At 69.1% G+C, this 16,792-nt stretch carries 17 protein-coding genes and 1 tRNA gene; 12 read left to right on the top strand and 6 right to left on the bottom strand.

Annotated elements, in window-relative coordinates; genetic code table 11:
• Positions 1 to 156: 156 nt before the first annotated feature.
• The gene (thiD, locus tag AX708_RS07685) at positions 157 to 960 is read left to right on the top strand and encodes a bifunctional hydroxymethylpyrimidine kinase/phosphomethylpyrimidine kinase (protein ID WP_066531501.1); all 804 of its coding nucleotides are present in this window, start codon (positions 157 to 159) and stop codon (positions 958 to 960) included.
• 39 nt (positions 961 to 999) lie between these two features.
• On the opposite strand, the gene AX708_RS20380 is transcribed toward thiD, so the two are convergent.
• From AX708_RS20380 to AX708_RS07665, 4 genes are all read right to left on the bottom strand, one after another.
• Complete coding sequence (locus AX708_RS20380) at positions 1,000 to 1,386, bottom strand: hypothetical protein (protein ID WP_156443462.1); 387 nt, start codon at positions 1,384 to 1,386, stop codon at positions 1,000 to 1,002.
• Between the two features lie 2 nt (positions 1,387 to 1,388).
• Complete coding sequence (locus AX708_RS07675) at positions 1,389 to 2,276, bottom strand: LOG family protein (RefSeq protein ID WP_067489883.1); 888 nt, start codon at positions 2,274 to 2,276, stop codon at positions 1,389 to 1,391.
• Between the two features lie 95 nt (positions 2,277 to 2,371).
• Entirely contained in the window at positions 2,372 to 3,808 is a 1,437-nt protein-coding gene (locus AX708_RS07670; RefSeq protein WP_066531498.1) for a carotenoid oxygenase family protein, read from the bottom strand.
• Positions 3,809 to 3,822: 14 nt separating this feature from the next.
• Positions 3,823 to 4,302 carry a DUF2141 domain-containing protein gene (locus AX708_RS07665; RefSeq protein WP_066531496.1) on the bottom strand — a complete coding sequence of 160 codons (480 nt, stop codon included), beginning with the start codon at positions 4,300 to 4,302 and terminating at the stop codon, positions 3,823 to 3,825.
• A gap of 116 nt (positions 4,303 to 4,418) precedes the next feature.
• On the opposite strand from AX708_RS07665, the gene AX708_RS07660 reads away from it, so the two are divergent.
• Positions 4,419 to 5,261 carry a LytTR family DNA-binding domain-containing protein gene (locus AX708_RS07660; RefSeq protein WP_066531492.1) on the top strand — a complete coding sequence of 281 codons (843 nt, stop codon included), beginning with the start codon at positions 4,419 to 4,421 and terminating at the stop codon, positions 5,259 to 5,261.
• 74 nt (positions 5,262 to 5,335) lie between these two features.
• Here the strand turns inward: AX708_RS07660 and AX708_RS07655 are convergent.
• Positions 5,336 to 5,409 (bottom strand) — tRNA-Gln (locus AX708_RS07655).
• A gap of 185 nt (positions 5,410 to 5,594) precedes the next feature.
• Here AX708_RS07655 and AX708_RS07650 point away from each other — a divergent pair.
• Both AX708_RS07650 and AX708_RS07645 read left to right on the top strand, forming a co-directional pair.
• Complete coding sequence (locus AX708_RS07650) at positions 5,595 to 6,839, top strand: Ppx/GppA phosphatase family protein (RefSeq protein ID WP_066531491.1); 1,245 nt, start codon at positions 5,595 to 5,597, stop codon at positions 6,837 to 6,839.
• A complete protein-coding gene (locus AX708_RS07645) occupies positions 6,836 to 7,495 on the top strand; it encodes an RlmE family RNA methyltransferase (RefSeq protein ID WP_066531489.1) in 660 nt (219 codons plus the stop codon). Before AX708_RS07650 ends, AX708_RS07645 begins: the two co-directional genes overlap by 4 nt.
• Positions 7,496 to 7,565: 70 nt before the next feature.
• Here the strand turns inward: AX708_RS07645 and AX708_RS07640 are convergent, their stop codons facing one another.
• Complete coding sequence (locus AX708_RS07640; RefSeq protein ID WP_066531487.1) at positions 7,566 to 8,243, bottom strand: cytochrome c family protein; 678 nt, start codon at positions 8,241 to 8,243, stop codon at positions 7,566 to 7,568.
• A gap of 129 nt (positions 8,244 to 8,372) precedes the next feature.
• On the opposite strand from AX708_RS07640, the gene AX708_RS07635 reads away from it, so the two are divergent.
• The 8 genes from AX708_RS07635 (at position 8,373) to bla (ending at position 16,723) form a co-directional block, all read left to right on the top strand.
• On the top strand, positions 8,373 to 9,278 hold the full coding sequence (locus AX708_RS07635) for a prephenate dehydratase (RefSeq protein WP_066531486.1): 906 nt from the start codon (positions 8,373 to 8,375) through the stop codon (positions 9,276 to 9,278).
• A 62-nt stretch (positions 9,279 to 9,340) separates the two neighbouring features.
• Positions 9,341 to 10,051 carry a hypothetical protein gene (locus AX708_RS07630; protein ID WP_066531482.1) on the top strand — a complete coding sequence of 237 codons (711 nt, stop codon included), beginning with the start codon at positions 9,341 to 9,343 and terminating at the stop codon, positions 10,049 to 10,051.
• Positions 10,048 to 11,448 (top strand): DUF4350 domain-containing protein, encoded by a 1,401-nt coding sequence (locus AX708_RS07625; RefSeq protein ID WP_066531480.1) that lies wholly within the window; start codon positions 10,048 to 10,050, stop codon positions 11,446 to 11,448. The genes AX708_RS07630 and AX708_RS07625 overlap by 4 nt, the downstream gene beginning before the upstream one ends.
• Positions 11,445 to 12,407 (top strand): MoxR family ATPase, encoded by a 963-nt coding sequence (locus AX708_RS07620; RefSeq protein ID WP_197426361.1) that lies wholly within the window; start codon positions 11,445 to 11,447, stop codon positions 12,405 to 12,407. The genes AX708_RS07625 and AX708_RS07620 overlap by 4 nt, the downstream gene beginning before the upstream one ends.
• A 2-nt stretch (positions 12,408 to 12,409) precedes the next feature.
• Positions 12,410 to 13,786: a DUF58 domain-containing protein gene (locus AX708_RS07615; protein WP_197426193.1), complete on the top strand. Its 1,377-nt coding sequence runs from the start codon at positions 12,410 to 12,412 to the stop codon at positions 13,784 to 13,786.
• Positions 13,783 to 14,856 (top strand): stage II sporulation protein M, encoded by a 1,074-nt coding sequence (locus AX708_RS07610; protein WP_066531478.1) that lies wholly within the window; start codon positions 13,783 to 13,785, stop codon positions 14,854 to 14,856. Before AX708_RS07615 ends, AX708_RS07610 begins: the two co-directional genes overlap by 4 nt.
• The gene (locus AX708_RS07605; protein ID WP_066531476.1) at positions 14,853 to 15,794 is read left to right on the top strand and encodes an RDD family protein; all 942 of its coding nucleotides are present in this window, start codon (positions 14,853 to 14,855) and stop codon (positions 15,792 to 15,794) included. Before AX708_RS07610 ends, AX708_RS07605 begins: the two co-directional genes overlap by 4 nt.
• Entirely contained in the window at positions 15,791 to 16,723 is a 933-nt protein-coding gene (gene bla, locus AX708_RS07600) for a class A beta-lactamase (RefSeq protein WP_066531469.1), read from the top strand. The genes AX708_RS07605 and bla overlap by 4 nt, the downstream gene beginning before the upstream one ends.
• The last annotated feature ends 69 nt before the right edge of the window (positions 16,724 to 16,792 follow it).

Raw genomic sequence — 16,792 nt, 5'->3', positions numbered from 1 at the left:
ACACCTCCACTATGGCACATCGATGCCGTCGGGGGGCGTCCACCCCATCACCCACTTCCGGTCATTCGCTCCGGCGCGACACCGTGCCAGAAGCTGCCGGTCGGGATGCTCGCAAAAACCGTCTCGCCGATCATGCCGGCCTGCTATGGGGAGCACATGAGCACCCCGCCCCCGCCCCGCATCCTCTCCATCGCCGGTTCGGACTCTTCGGGCGGGGCAGGCATTCAGGCCGACATCAAGACCATCACCATGCTCGGCGGCTATGCGATGACCGCCATTACCGCGATCACGGCGCAGAACACGCTGGGCGTGCAGGGGGTGACAGGGATCGCGCCGGAGATGGTGCTCGCCCAGATCGCCTCATGCGTGGATGATATCGGAGTGGATGCGGTCAAGATCGGGATGCTGGCTGACGAGGCGGTGATTCGTCAGGTCGCGGGCGCGATGGTGCTGCTGCGGCGGCCGCTGGTGCTCGATCCGGTGATGATCGCCACGAGCGGCGCGGTGCTGGTGGGGCCGGAGGCGGTCGCGGCGCTGCGCGCGCGGCTGTTCCCGCTCGCCACGGTGATAACCCCCAACCTGCCCGAACTCGAACACCTCGCGGGCCGCGCGCTGCCGAACCATGACGCCATGGTCGAAGCCGCGCAGGAACTCGCCGCCGCGAGCGGCGCGGCAGTGCTGGCCAAGGGCGGTCATGCGGGCGGCGAGACAATCACCGACGTGTTGGTCGCCCCCGGCGAGGCGCCGCAATCCTTCATCCACGCGCGGATCGAGACGCGCCACACCCACGGCACCGGCTGCACGCTTTCCTCCGCTATCGCGACGCTGCTCGGGCGCGGGGAGCCGCTGGCTGTCGCGGTCGCAGTGGCGCGCGACTTCGTCAGAAAGGCAATCGAGGCCGCCCCCGGCTATGGCGCGGGCAGCGGCCCGCTGGGGCATCAGGCTTTGCGCGCTCTGTGATAAAGCCCGTTCTCTAAACCAGCAGCAGATGGTCAAAATTCATCCAAATTGCTTATCACACGCCTGCGCGCCTTGAACTAATCTATCCATCACCTGAGGATCTCCTCGTGACGCGCTTCTGTAGAGAGGATCGAAGAGGCGAAAGCTCTCGCTCATCAACCGATGACGCGCAAAGGTTGCGTCATCAGAAGCCAGACCTTTACGGATGGCGAGGTTCCGCGCGCTTCGATAATTCAGACGCTGCGCCTGTTCGAGTTGAGCACGCCTATTTTGATCTCGTGCGTCTTTGCTAATGGCAGCATAAAAATGTGCTACAACCAGATAGCGAAGCACGCATTTCTCTACAGGACCATTCTCTTGTGCCGCGCTGGCGGGAGCGACAAAGATTGTGCAGCATGCACAGAATAGAAGAAGCGACCTGCTCATTTTTAATCCTCCGCCATCGGGTCCTTGATGTCGTAGAAATCGGCGATGCAGGCCCAGGCCTCCTCCGCCGTCTCGACCCAGGTGAACAGGTCGAGGTCGCTCTTCGAGATCACACCCTCCTCCGCCAGCGCCTCGAAATCGACCACGCGCGTCCAGAACTCGCGCCCGAACAGGATGATCGGCATCGGCTTCATCTTCCCAGTCTGGATCAGGGTGACGAGCTCGAAGAATTCGTCGAACGTCCCGAAGCCGCCGGGGAACACCGCCACCGCCCGCGCGCGCAGCAGGAAGTGCATCTTCCTGAGGGCGAAGTAGTGGAACTGGAAGCTGAGGTAGGGCGTCACATAGGGATTGGGCGCCTGCTCGTGGGGCAGCACGATGTTGAGCCCGATCGATTCGCTCCCCGCGTCGGAAGCGCCGCGGTTGCCCGCCTCCATGATCGAGGGGCCGCCGCCGGTGGTGACGACGAACTGGCGAAGGCCATTCTCGATGATGCCCTTCTCGCTGACAAGCCGCGCGAGGGCATAGGCCTCGTCGTAATACTTCGCCTTGGCGGCAAGACGCTCGGCGACCTTGCGGTCATACTCGCTGCCGTTCTTCGCGGCCTCGATGCGCGCTTCGGCCTGTGCGGGCGAAGGGATGCGGGCCGAGCCGTACATCACCAGCGTCGAACCCACCCGCGCCTCGTCGAGCAGCATCTCGGGCTTCAGCAGCTCAAGCTGGAAACGCACGGGGCGCAGCTCGTCGCGCAGCAGGAAATCGGTGTCGCGGAAGGCGAGCTTGTAGGCCGGATGCGCGGTCTGCGGGGTGCGCTCGGGACCGCCTTCGGCAAAGCGGGTTTCCTCGCCGGCGCGGTAGAATTTCCGGTTGGTCAGGTCATGATCGGTCATGGCTCGCCCCTGCCAGAGCCCCGCCACCCCCGCAATAGGCTAGGGCAGCGGGGCGCGCCCGCGGCGGCGATTGCGCGCAAAACGGGGGCCGGGCTTCAGGCCCCCGTCCGCGCCACCCAGCTGCCGTGGAAGGACAGCGGCAAAGCGACATCGCTGCGCCACGAGGCGACCGGGCCATCGGCGATGCGGCGCGCGTCGAAGACGTGGAGCTCGCTTGCACCTGCGGCAAGGTTGAGCGTCGTGCCGATCAGGTGGTCGCCTGCGGGCACGAATTCCTCGACCAGCTGTGCAGGGCCGAAATCGAAGCGGTCGGCGCTGCCCTTGTCCCAGTCCCAGATCCCGACCGCGCGGGCGAAGGGCCTGTCGTTGCTGTAGTCGCCGACGAACACCGTCTTGCTGCGCGGCAGGCCCGCGATCTCGGGCGCGGCGCGGGGGAATTCGGCGGTGATCCCGGCCGCAGAAAGGTCGGCGCGGCCATCGGGGCGCAGGGTGACGAGGGTGAGCGCAGGCATCTCGCTGTGTTCGCGCCGCCCCTCGACGAGCGCTGCGGCGCCTAACACCGGGAAGGCCGGGTCCTTGTGGAAGCACCCGTCGAAGCGGATCGTGCCGTCGGCCTCCTCCCACGCATCGCCCAAGTGGAAGAACATCAGCGGCGGCAGCTCGTATTCGCGGCGCTTGGTGAGGTCGTCCTTGTCGATCACCAGCACCCGGCTCCCGCGCTCGGGCTGCCATTCGAGGCTCCGCAGATAGGGCACGCTGTGCGAGGTCTGCACCCAGGGCTGGCACAGGATCACGAGATGCCGGGCGGTCGCGGTGAAATCGTGCATGTAGCTCGCCATCGGCAGGCGGATGGTCTCGCCCGCCTCGAACTTGCCGTCGGCGGAAAGCCGCCAGATGAAGGCATGATCGCCGCCCGATCCGATGTTCCAGATCCGGCCCGAGGGCTCGATCCGCGGGTGCGCGAGGAAGGGCATCTGCGCAAGGTCGCTCCGGAAGGTCACCGGCCCGCGCGTCGCCAGCGTCTCGGGGTCGAGCGCGAAGGGCGATCCCGCCTCCCACAGCGCCAGCAGCTGGCCGCCTGCGGCGATCACATGGGTGTTCGCCGCGTTGGCATCGTCCGGTCCGCCCAGTTCGCTGCCGGAGCGCGCGGGCGTGCCGAAGCCGGGCTGGACGATCGCGCCCAGCCGCTCCTCGAGCCGCCGCTTGGGCGTGTCGACGAAGCGCGCGGCGAGGCTCGCGTTGCCCTCCTCGATCCGCCAGGCGCGCACCAGCCCGTCACCATCGAACCAGTGGGTGACGCTGCTCGCCCCGCGCCGGAAGCGCGCCGGGCCGTTGCGGTAGAGCGTGCCGGTGAGGGCGGGCGCCTTGCCGTGGAGCCGGGTGAGCGGCCGGCGTGTGATGTCCGTCAGCACATCGGTGACGCCGAGCGTCCAGTCGGCGGCCGGCTTGACCTGCGCGGCGAGCACAGAGGGCATGGCGGCGGCCCCGGCGGCGAGCATCCCGCGGCGGAGCAGTTCACGGCGATCGAGCATCTGTCTTGCCCCCCTTACTTGATGGTGATGCGGATGGTGTTCGCCCCGGCGGCGATGGGGAAACGCGCCGCCTCCCAGCGCGGCGGGCCGCCTTGCGCCTTGGCGTCGTTCGAGAAGGCATAGGGTTCGAGCGGCATGCCGAAGGGGTTGGTGCCCATCTTGCCGTCCCCGTCGACGTCGTGGAAGGCCTTCACCGCATAGTCGCCCGGCGCGAGCCCCTCGAAGCTGGCGAGCGCGATCGTGCCCTCTACCGGAACGGCGGCAACGCGGACCGGAGCGCCGTTCTGGTCGTGCGTCGCGGCATTGTCGAAGACGCTCAGCATGATCTGGCCCCTGGGGGTCTCGATCCCCTCGAAGCGGATCGTCAGGCTTGCGGCGGCAGCCCGCGCGACCGACGGCGAGGGCGCGCCGGGGTCGTTGATCGAGATCGCGCATCCGCCCAGCGGCAGTGCGGCGGCGGCGAGCAGAAGCGGGGCGATGAGGCGGGTGTTCATGTTGCGTGTCTCCGTGATCCCGGCCCTTGCGAAGCGGGCCTTGCGAGACCCCCGATGCCCTCGCTAAGGCACGGCGTCGCGCCAACTTTCGCAAGCTGCGGCGCCGGATACGCGAGATGAACCAGGCTGCACTTCACGCTTCGCCAAATGCACGGCCGCTGCGCGCCCGCACGCTGCGCGGGCTGGCTATCGGGCTGGCCGCGGCGGTGGTGCTGGCGGTGCTCGGGGCGATGAACACCGGACAGGCACCCTTCGGCTACCGGCTGCTCTACTGGGCGAGCGTGATCCTGCCCGGCTCGCTGCTCGGCATCGCGGTGCAGACGGCGGTGAGCGCGTGGGGGGGCCTCGCCGGACGCCGCTGGACCGAGATCGCGGTGGTCGCGCTCTTGGTGTCGGTGCCGCACACCTTCATGGTGATCGTTGCGACCGCCCTGTTCTTCGGGCTCGACGCGATCACGCCGGGGGTAGTGGTGTTCTTCGGCCTGACGGTGCTGATGGTGGCGCTGGTGCTGACCACGATCAACCACCTCGCCGCCGTGCCGGATGGGGCGACACCCGGAGCGCCCGTGCCGGTGCCCGCCAGCGATCCCGGACCTGCCGGGCGCGCCGATCCGCTGGGCGCGCCCGACCCGCTTCCGGCCCTGCCCGACCTCATGGCCGAGAAGCTTCCCGTGCGCCTCAGGCAGGCGCGGCTGATCGCGATCGAGGCCGAGGACCACTATCTGCGCATCCACACCGATGCGGGGAGCGACCTCGTGCTGATGCGCATGACCGATGCCTGCGCGCTGCTGCCCGAGGCGGCGGGCGCGCGCGTCCATCGCAGCTGGTGGGCGGCGCGCGGCGCGGTGGAGCGGCTGGCGCGGCGCGAGGGCAAGGCCGAACTGACGCTGCAGACCGGCCTTACCGTCCCCGTCAGCCGGGCGATGCAGGCAGCTTTGCGCGAACAGGGCTGGGGCTAGTCCCGCGCGCCGCGCCGACTATAGTCCCCCAACGGGTTTCACCCTGCTCAAGGCGCGACCGGGGAGGGGAAGGCTGGATGCCCCGCAAGGATTCGAACCTTGATTGACGGAGTCAGAGTCCGCTCTCTTACCATTAGAGGACGGGGCATCGGCCATGCGCCGTGCGGGCCTGTGGCGGGCTCGGCGAGCGCGCTCCCTAGTTTCGCGTTCGCCCGAGGTCAAGCGCCCTCGTGGTGCTGGCTGCTTGCGCGGGACCCGGCCTTGCGATAACTTGCGCGCCAAGTGCCGTGCGCGTGGAGGGTTTGCGCGCGGTGATATGAAAGCATTGCGAAAATGGCGGAAACACTCCCGCCGGACAGGAATAGAAGTGCTGGGAAAAACCGGGGCGGCAAGTCCGGCAAGGTAGCCGATTTCCGCTACAAGCGCCCCCCTCAGCCCGATTCGCGCACCGCCGGCGGCGGTCGCGATGCGCGCAGACCCGTGCGCCCCGCCAAGGGGCAGGACCGCGCGCGGCCCGATCTGGCCGACATCGGCGCGATCAAGCCGTCCGCCCACGGCGAGGCCTATGCCGCGCTCGACCTTGGCACCAACAATTGCCGGCTGCTGATCGCGCGCCCCTCGGGACGCGATTTCACGGTGATCGACGCCTTCAGCCGGGTGGTCCGGCTGGGCGAGGGGCTGGCGACCTCCGGGCGCCTGTCGGACGCGGCGATGGAGCGCACACTGGGCGCGCTCAACATCTGCGCCGACAAGCTCCAGCGCCGCAACGTGCGCCTCGCCCGCTCGGTCGCGACCGAGGCCTGCCGCCGTGCCGCCAACGGCCCCGAATTCATCGAACGCGTGCGGCGCGAGACGGGCATCGCATTGGACATCATCAGCGCCGAGGAAGAGGCGCGGCTGGCGGTGCTGGGCTGCCACATCCTGCTCGAGGCGGGGGACGGACCGGCGGTGATCTTCGATATCGGCGGGGGCTCGACCGAGCTGGTGCTGGTCGAGTCCGACCCCAATGCCCGCGTGCCGCGCATTCTCGACTGGCAGAGCGTGCCGTGGGGCGTGGTCAGCCTGACCGACACGGTCGGCCGCGGCGAGGACAGTGAGACCGCGCGCCTCGCCCGCTTTGCGCGGATGCGTGAAATGGTCTCGGAGAGCTTCGCGCCTTTCGCCGCGCGGGTCGCGGATGCCGCGCAGCACCCCGACATCCGCCTGCTGGGCACCAGCGGCACGGTGACGACGCTCGCCAGCCTCTATCTCGAGCTGCCGAGCTATGACCGCAAGGCAGTCGACGGCCTGATCGTGCCCGCGGGCGAGATGCGCGGGATCAGCGCGCGGCTATCGGTAATGACGCCCTATGAACGCGCGAGCCTGCCCTGCATCGGGCAGGACCGGGCGGATCTGGTGGTGGCGGGCTGTGCGATCCTTGAGGCGATCCTCGACCTGTGGCCCGCGCGCCGGCTGGGCGTCGCCGATCGCGGCATTCGCGAGGGCATTCTCAGAAGCATCATGGCCGCCGAGCTCCAGTCGGAACGCTCTTTGAAGGCGCTCAAGAGCCAGCGCGGGAACGGGCGCAGCAGGCAATGACCCGCGGTGCCAAGGACACTGGCAAGCGCGTCAAGACCGCCAAGGGCCGCACCGCATCGCAGGTGCGCTGGCTCGAACGCCAGCTCAACGACCCTTACGTGAAACAGGCCAAGGCCGACGGCTACCGCAGCCGCGCGGCCTACAAGCTGATCGAGCTCGACGAGAAATTCGGCCTCCTGAAGGGCGCCACCCGCGTGGTCGACCTCGGCATCGCGCCGGGCGGCTGGGCGCAGGTGGTGCGGCAGAAGCGTCCCAGGGCCGAGGTGGTGGGCATCGACCTCCTGCCGGTCGAGCCATTGGACGGCGTGACCATCTTCCAGATGGATTTCATGGACGACAAGGCCCCCGCGCTGCTCGCCGAGGCGCTGGGCGGCCCGCCCGATCTGGTGATCTCGGACATGGCGGCCAACACCGTCGGCCACAAGCAGACCGATCATCTGCGCACCATGGGCCTGGTCGAGGCGGGCGCATGGTTCGCGGTCGAGAACCTCGCGCCGGGCGGCGGCTTCGTCGCCAAGGTGCTGGCAGGCGGGACCGACACCGATCTGCTCGCCCTGCTCAAGAAGCACTTTGCGAGCGTCAAGCACGCCAAGCCGCCGGCGAGCCGCAAGGGATCGTCGGAGTGGTATGTGATCGCGCAAGGCTTCAAGGGGTAGGTTCAAGGGCTGGAAACGAAAAAGGGCGGCCCGTGAGCCGCCCTTTTTCGTGTCCGCATAGCAGAGCCGCTTATTCGGCCGGAGTTTCCGCCGCCGCCGGGGTTTCGTCCGCAGCCGGGGTTTCCTCGCCCGCGGGCGTGCCCGCCGCAGCATCGGCGACGAAGGTCGGCACCGGCAGGTTCGACCCTTGCGCGTTCAGATACATCGCGATTGCGGCGCGATCCTCGATCTTGGGGAGGCCGGCGAAGCTCATCTTGGTGCCCGGCACATAGGCCTTGGGGTTCTTGAGCCACTCGTTCATCGTGTCCCAATCCCAGTTGCCGCCCTTGCCCTTCAGCTCGGCGCTGTAGGCGAAACCGGCATGGGCGCCCAGCGGCTTGCCCATCACACCGTGGAGGTTGGGGCCGATCCCGTTGGCGCCGCCCGCGTTGACGGTGTGGCAGCTCTGGCACTTGGCGAAGGCCTTTTCGCCCGCCGCGATCAGTTCGGCCGCCGGCTTGATGTTGAGCGCTTCGGCCATGGACATTTCGGCCGCGCCGCCGCCGCCTTCCTCGACCACGCCCTCGATCACGTAGCCGAGCTTTTCCGGGCGCTCTGGCTTCGTGCCGTGGAAATACTTGCCCGACAGGATCGACAGACCCAGGCCGAGGCCAGCCGCAAACAGCACCCAGCCGGCGGCAGTGTTGAACAGATCGCCGCCACCGTTCTGGCCTGCGGCTTTGTCTTGCGAAGAGTTGTCCTGTGTCATCCCGCGCGCTCCATAGTGTCGCCCCGCGACGCGCGCAAGACCGATCGTGGCACATATTCTTGCACCTTTTGCAAGTTGGCCGGCGCAGGGCTTGTGCCCGCGCGCCGAGGCATATAGGCGCGTGCCACCATGCGATCCTTCCCCGGCCCCGCGCTTGAAATCGTCGACCGGATGCAGCGCGCTGCGGCCGCCGATCCGGCGCGCGCGATCGCGTTCCAGGGCTCGCCGGGGGCCAATTCGCACCGCGCGGCAACCGAGGCGCGCCCCGATCTCGCCCCGCTCCCCTGCTTCAGCTTTGAAGACGCGCTCGAGGCCGTGAAGGACGCGCGCGCGGGCGCCGCGATCATCCCGATCGAGAATTCGCAGCACGGGCGCGTCGCCGATATCCACTTCCTGCTGCCCGAAAGCGGGCTCCACATCGTCGGCGAATATTTCATGCCGATCCACCATGCGCTGATGGCGCTCGGACCCAATGAACCAGGGCGCCTTTTCGAGGCGGCCTATTCGCACCCGCAGGCCTTGGGCCAGTCGCGCCGCTATCTGCGCGAGCGGGGGATCGTCCCCCTGAGCCACGCCGACACCGCGGGCGCGGCGGCCTATGTGGCCGAGCGCGGCGATCCTTCCGTCGCCGCCATCGCCCCCGCGCTCGCGGCCGAGCTCTACGGGCTCACCATCATCGACAACAATGTCGAGGACAGCGCCGACAACATGACGCGCTTCGTGATCCTCGCGAGAGACGCGCTCGCGCCCGAGGCGCTCGCAGGCGCGCCGGTGATGACCACCTTCATCTTCGAGGTGAAGAACATCCCCGCCGCGCTCTACAAGGCGCTGGGCGGGTTCGCGACCAACGGCGTCAACATGACCAAGCTCGAAAGCTACCAGCAGGGCACGAGCTTTGCCGCGACCACCTTCTACGCCGACATCATCGGCGCGCCGGGCGATCCGGCGGTGGACCGCGCGCTGGAGGAATGCGCGTTCCATTCCAAGGAATTGCGCCTGCTCGGCAGCTACCGGCAGGGCCGCGCCAGAGGTTGACGAACGGGTAACGCTGTTTCCCGTTGCGCGTGGCCCAAGGGCGTGCCACCACCCGATCCGGGATGACCGCAGCGGCCGCACAAAGCCTTTCCGAATCGCAAGACAATTCAGGCGGATCGCCTCCCGCCGGATGGGAAGAGCTGCGCGCCGACGAGAGCATCCAGTTCGCCCCCGTCACCATCCCCGAAACGCCCCCGCCCAAGCCGGGCTGGCTGGCCGAGCTGCTCGACGCGTTCTTCAAGTGGCTCGCCGAGGTGCTCGCTCCGGTGGCCGAGATGCTTGCAGACTCGTGGTGGTGGGCCCGCTGGGTGCCGGTCGCGCTGGTCGCGCTGTTCGTGATCGTGCTCGTGATCCGTCTGATCGACCCCTCGCTGCTGCGCTTCGGCCGCAAGGCCAAGGCCAAGGCGGCCGCTGCGCCCGAGGACGCCTGGCGCCCCGATGCCGCTGCGAGCCTCGCGCTGCTCGAGGATGCCGACCGGCTCGCGGCAGAAGGCCGCTTCGACGAGGCGACCCACCTGCTGCTCCAGCGCAGCGTCGCCCAGATCAGCGCCGCGCGGCCCGACTGGGTCGAGCCTTCGAGCACCGCGCGCGAGCTTGCCGCGCTCCCCGCGCTCCCCGCTGCGGCGCGCGAGGCCTTCCGAGTGATCGCGACGCGGGTCGAGGTCTCGCTCTTCGCACTCACCCCGCTGGCCCGCGCCGACTGGGACGCCGCGCGCGCCGCCTATGCCGAATTCGCGCTCGCGAAGTTCGACCGCACGGCGCTCGCCGCATGAGCGCCGCAGCCCGCCCCGCCGCCTTCTCGCGCCTCGGTGCCTTTGCGCTGGTCGCGGGCGGGTTTGCGCTGTTCCTTGCGATGCTGTGGCTGATGAGCGCCGACGCGGATTTCGGCGGCGAGCGCGGACGCGGGCAGGCGCATGCCTCGAGCAACGGCCTGAACGGCTATGCGGGCCTCGTCCGGCTGGTGGAAGCGCAGGGCTACAGCGTCGAACGCTCGCGCAATGCGCAGGACCTCAAGACCCGCGATCTGCTGGTGCTCACCCCCGGACCCTACGGCGATGCCGAGGAAATCGGGAAGATCCTCGCGCAGCGCCGGACCATCGGTCCGACGCTGGTGATTCTGGCCAAGTGGTTTGCGTCCCCGCCCGGCCCGAACCTGCCGCCCAAGGTGCAGGCAAAGTTCAAGCGCGGCTGGGTGACGATCAGGGGCGCCTCCCCGAGCGAATGGCCGGGCGAGCTGCCCGAGCCCTACCGGTTCGGCCACGCGGTCTATCCCAAGTCGGCCTTGCCGGGCGCTCTGGCCGTGCTGCCCGATGCGCCTGCGGCAGGGCCCGTCAAGCCGCCGGCTGCCAAACCGGTCAAGCCCGCTGCTCCGGCCCGTTGGAGCGGCATGGGGCTGTCAGGTTCGCTGCCGCGCGACGTCGTGCTCCACGCCGAACTTGCGAGGGGGCAGGAAGCGCTGATCACCGATGCGGCGGGCCGGGTGCTCGCCTTCGGGGTGAACCGCGGCGCGCGCGAGGAAGCCGAGAGCGAAGTCGAGGAGGGCGACACCACCTTCGCGCCCCGCCTCTATCCGGTGATATTTGTCGCCGACCCCGACCTTGCCAATAATTACGGCCTTGCCGACGCCAGGCGCGCCGCCGCCGCGATCGCGCTGGTCGACGATCTGGCGGTGGCCGAGGATATCGACCACGTCGTCTTCGACATGACGCTGAACGGCTTCGGCGCTTCGGAGAACCTGCTGACCCTCGCCTTCCGTCCGCCCTTCCTTGCCGCAACGCTTTGCCTGCTGGTGGCGCTCCTCATCGTCGGCTGGCGCGCCTTCCAGCGCTTCGGCCCGGCGGCGGCGCGCGGTGGCCCTGACATCGCTTTCGGCAAGCGCCAGCTGATCATGAACGGAGCCGGCCTGATCGTGCGCGCGCGGCGCTTCCGGCTGCTGGGCGCGCCCTATGCGGCGCTCGCCACGCGGCGGCTGGCCGAGCGGCTGGGCCTCGCCCGCCCCGACCCGCAAGCGATCGACGCCGCCCTCGCCCGCCGTCTGCCGGAAGAGGAACCCTTCACCCGCCGTGCAGCCCGGCTGGAGGCGGCGCAAAAGCCCGCCGACATTCTCGCCGCCGCGCAAGGCCTCGATGATCTCGCCACCAAATTGCAACAGGGACCGCCGAAGAAATGACCATGACACTCGAAGACGTCCGTACCCTCACGGGCGCCATCCGTGCCGAAATCGCCAAGGCGATCGTCGGGCAGGAAGCGATGGTCGACATGCTGCTGGTGGCGCTCTTGAGCGAAGGCCACGTGCTGCTCGAAGGCCCGCCGGGGACCGCCAAGACCTTCCTCGCGCAGAGCTTTGCGACGACGCTGGGGCTGGATTTCGGGCGCATCCAGTTCACGCCTGACCTGCTGCCGGGCGACATTCTCGGCTCCAACCTGTTCAACTTCCAGACCAGCCAGTTCACCCTCACCCGCGGCCCGATCTTCTGCGACCTGCTGCTGGCGGACGAGATCAACCGCACCCCGCCCAAGACCCAGGCCGCGCTGCTCGAGGCGATGCAGGAACGGCGCGTGACATTGGATGGCGAGACCCACCGTCTGCCCGACCGCTTCATGGTGGTCGCCACCCAGAACCCGATCGAGAACCAGGGCGTCTATCCCCTGCCCGAAGCGCAGCTCGACCGCTTCCTGTTCAAGCTGCTGGTGCCCTATCCGGCCGAGGAGGAAGAGGCGCGGATCGTTGCCACCTATGGCAAGCGTTCCGGCCCGCAGCGGCCTGCCGATGTGGGTGTGACCGCCGTCACCAACACCGCCGGGATCGCCGAGGCGACTGCCGCGGTGGGCGAAGTCACCGTCGCCGAGGACATCACCCGCTATGTCGTGCGCCTGATCCGCGCGACCCGCGAACATTCGGAACTCACCGTCGGCGCTTCCCCGCGCGCGGCCGTGCTGCTGGCCGGCGCCGCCCGCGCCCGTGCCGCGCTCGAGGGTCGCAGCTACGTGATCCCGGACGACGTCAAGGCGCTCGCGGTGCCGGTGCTGCGCCACCGCCTGACGCTCTCGCCCGCCGCCGAGATCGAGGGGCGCGACATGGAGAAGCTGGTCGCCGAGCTGGTCGAAGCCACGGAAGCGCCGCGCTAGACGTGCTGCGCGTCCTCCGCCTTGTCCTCAACATCCTGCTGCTGCCGCTGCGGCCGCTGATGGTGATCGCGCCGACCGAGCGCGCGGCCTGGGTCGCCGCCGCGCTCGCGCCCGTCGCGGTGGTGATCGCCGCGACCGCGCCGGGGGCATGGGTCGCCGCACCCTTGCTGGGGGGCGCGCTGCTGCTGCTTGTCGCGCTCGACGCGCTTCTGATCGGCAAGGTCGAGGGCTGGGAGATTCGCACCGCCGAGGACATCGAGGTCGGCCAGCCGAGCGCCCTTGCCGTCACCGCGCGCTTTGCCGGCCGCCAGCCCAAACGCGCCGAGGCCGCGCTCGCCTGCGATCCGCGCCTCGCCGATGAGGGCCGCGTGACGCTGACCCTCACGCCCGAACCCCATGGCGAGGGCTGGCGCGGGGAGACCACCCTCACCCCCAACCGCCGCGGCACCGCGCTGGTCGAGCGCGCATGGATGCGCTGGGAGGGGCCGCTCGGGCTTGGCGCGCGGCAGATTGCCCATCCGCTGGAGAGGCCTGTGCGCATCTGGCCCGACCTCTCCCCGGTGCGCTCGCCCGACTTGCAGACTTTCTTGCGCAACGCCCAGATCGGCCTCATCAACCGCCGCATCCGGGGCGAGGGCACGCAGTTCGAGGCGCTCTCCGAATACGAGCCCGGCATGGACCGCCGCCGCATCGACTGGAAGGCGAGCGCGCGCCACACCCGCCTCTTCGCGCGCGAGAACGAGAGCGAGCGCAACAACCAGATCGTCTTCGCCTTCGATTGCGGGCAGGCGATGTGCGAGCCGGTCGACGGGTTGCCGCGCATCGACCGTGCCGTCAGCGCGGCACTCACCTGCGGCTATGTCGCGCTCAAGGGCGGGGACAAGGTCGCGCTGTTCGGCTTTGCCCGGCGCCCGCAGCTGATGACCCCCTTCATCGCCGATGCGCGCGCCTTCCATCGCCTGCAATCGGCCGCCGCGGGGCTCGATTACGAACCGGTGGAGCCCAACTTCACCCTCGCCCTCGCCACGCTCACCGCGCAGCTCAAGCGCCGTTCGCTGGTGGTGGTGTTCTCGGACTTCACCGACCCGACCGCGGCCGAACTGATGGTCGAAAGCCTCGGGCGGCTGGTGAACAAGCATCTGGTGCTGTTCGTCACCATGACCGATGCCGAGGTCGAGGACCTCATCGCCGCACCCCCGGGCGACATCGCCACCCTCGCCCGCTCGGTCACCGCCGACAGCCTCGCGCAGCAGCGTAAGCTGGTGCTGACCCGGCTGCGCAGGCTCGGAATCGACGTGCTCGAAGCCCCGTGGGAAAGCATCGGACCCAGCCTGATCGACCGCTATCTCGCGATCCGCAGCAGCGAGGCGATTGGATGAAGGCCCCGATCCTCTCCTCATGGTTCGGCCGTGGGCAGGTGGAGGCACCGCCCGATATCGAAAGCGCGGCGCTGCGCTCCGACCGCTTCCGGCTGGAGCGCGAGGGCGAGTGGAAGCGGCTGGAGGCGATCCTCGTGCGCATGGAAAAGGGCGGATTGCGCCGGATTGCCGACGACGATCTGATTGCGCTCCCCGCGCTCTACCGCACCGCCGCCTCCTCGCTCTCCGTGGCGCGCGAGACCTCGCTCGACGCCGCGACCCTCGCCTATCTCGAGGCGCTGGTGCAGCGCGCGTGGTTCCAGGTCTACGGCCCGCGCATGGGATTTGTCCGCTGGATGCGCGGCTTCCTGTTCGGCGGGTGGAGCCGCGCGGTGCGCGAATTGTGGCTCGACATCTCGATCGCGCTGTTCGTGATGGTCGCGGGCACCGTGGCCGGCTGGCTGCTGGTCGCGCAGGACGAGGCGTGGTTCTACCGCCTCTTCCCGGCCAATATGATGGACGTCCGCCAGCCGGGCGCGAGCCGCGAGCAGCTGATCGAATCGCTCCGGCACAACGAAGGCGCCGCCGGGCTCGCCGGGTTTGCCGCGCAGTTGTTCAGCAACAATTCGGGCGTGTGCATCCTCGCCTTCGCGCTGGGGTTCGCCTTCGGCATCCCCTCGCTCCTGCTGCTGGTCCACAACATGGCGCTGCTGGGCGTGCTGCTGTGGCTTTATGACGGGCAGGGGCTGGTGGTGGAGCTCGCCGCGTGGATTTCGGTCCACGGCACCACCGAGCTGTTCGGCATCATGCTCTCGGGCGCGGCAGGGCTGCATATCGGGCGGGCGATGGCCTTCCCCGGCAAGCTCCCGGTGCTCGAGGCCGCCGCCGCCGCCGGGCGCCGCTCGGCGGTGGTGATGGTGGGGGTGGTCATCATGATGGTGGTCGCCGCGATCCTCGAAGCCTATCCGCGCCAGCTGGTCGAGGACACCTTCACCCGCTACCTCATCGGGGGGACGATGCTGGTGTTCTGGCTCGGCTACTTCTTCCTCTACCGCCCCGCCCCGCGCCCGGGCGAAAGCGCCGCGACATGAGCGCGCGCGGCATCGCCCCCCTTCCGCGCGACGACAAGCGCGCGCGCACCCTCGTCACGCCCGAGGGGCTGGCGCTGCCCGTCTCCATCGCCCCGCGCACCTCGCGCGCGGGGGCGCTGATCATCGACGTGATGATCGTGGTCTTCACCCTCGTCGCCGCCATTCTCACGCTCTACTTCGTCGCGCAGGGCGTTTTCGATGCGACCGGGTTCGATCCGGCCGCGATCTCGAGCGGCGTGGCCGAATTCCTCGGCATCTGCGCGGTGCTGTTCGTGTTCTGCTTCTGGTACGGCTACTTCCTGGTGCAGGAGCTGGGCCCGCGCGGGGCGACGCTGGGCAAGCGCATCGTCGGCATCCGCATCGCCGCGCGCGGCGCAGCGCGGCTCACCCCCGAAGCGGTGATCGCGCGCAACCTGCTGCGCGATGTCGAGATCTTCTACCCGCTGATCTTCCTCACCCAGCTCTCCCAGCTGGCCCAGCAGGGCGAGCCCATCGGGGTGCTCGGCTGGGTGGTGACCGGGTGGTTCGCGCTGTTCCTGCTGTTCCCCTTCTTCAATCGCGACGCGCTGCGCGCGGGCGACATCGTCGCGGGCACCTGGGTGGTCGAGCGGCCGCGCGCCAAGCTCGCCAAGATCCTCTCGACCGAAGGCGCCGCCGCCGTCGCCGGGTCGAGCGAGGTCACCGGCGTGCGCTATGCCTTCGGCGAGGCAGAGCTTTCGATCTATGGCGAGAAGGAGCTCCAGACCCTCGAGCGGATGCTGCGCGACAGCCCGCCCGAGGCGCTTCAGGCGGTCCACGCCACGATCTGCCGCAAGATCGGCTGGGACCCGGGCGCGGGCGACGAAAGGGCTTTCCTCGAGGCCTTCTATGCGCAACTGCGCGCGAAGCTGGAAGGCGACCTCAGGTTCGGCAAGCGCAAGGCGGATAAATTCGCATGAAAGTTGATCGGCGTTTCTTCATCGGCGGCACGCTGGCACTGGGCGCCTCGGCCTGCATTCCGCCCGATCAGTCGCCGCTCGGGCGGCTCGCCGCGGAGCTGCGGATCATCGAGGCGGCGGGGAACGGGACGCTGGGCGTCGAGATCTTCAACACCGCCACCGGGGCGAGCGTCGGGATCAATCAGGACCGCCGCTTCGGCCACGCGTCATCCTTCAAGTTCAGCCTCGCCGCGCTGCTGCTCCAGCGCCATGCGGCGGGCACGATCGATGCCGACCGCCATGTGACGTGGACCGAGGCGGACATGCTGAGCCACGCGCCTTTCACGCGCGAACGGCTGGCGTCGGGCGCGACCTTGCGCGAGCTGGCGCGGGCGACGCAGACCACCTCGGACAATCCGGCGGCCAATATCCTGCTGCGCAACCTCGGCGGCCCGGCGGGGCTGACCGCCTTCTGGCGCTCGCTCGGCGACGAAGTGAGCCGCCTCGACCGCTTCGAGCCCGAGATGAACGTCGTCCCCGAGGCCGAGTTCCGCGACACGACGACGCCCGCCGCGATGGCCCGGACGGTGGCGAAGATCGTCTATGGCGATGTGTTGCCCGAGAAGGAGCGCGCCGAGCTCAAGAGCTGGATGGTCGAGACCGAAACCGGCCTCAAGCGGGTGCGCGCCGGGCTGCCCGAGGGCTGGGTCGCGGGCGACAAGACCGGCACCAGCGGGCTGATCGGGGGCACCGAATACAACTACATCGACATCGGCTTTGCCGAACCTCCCACCGGCGCGCCGCTGACCTTCGCCTGTTATTTCCGCGCGCGCCAGACCGAGGACGAGATGCTCGCCTCAGGCCAGGAAACGCTCGCCCGCGTCGGCCGCATCATCAAGGAATTCGCCGAGCCCGAGCGCGGCCTGCCGCTGGTGGGGAAGCTGTACTGATCCAGCCACGCTCAAATTTACAATTCTTGCGTAATTTCAGTTAGTTAACCGAGACTCCGCGTTGACTGC

Source organism: Erythrobacter sp. CCH5-A1 (assembly GCF_001557115.1).
GTDB lineage: Bacteria > Pseudomonadota > Alphaproteobacteria > Sphingomonadales > Sphingomonadaceae > Erythrobacter.
This window is presented reverse-complemented; position numbering and strand designations above follow the sequence as displayed.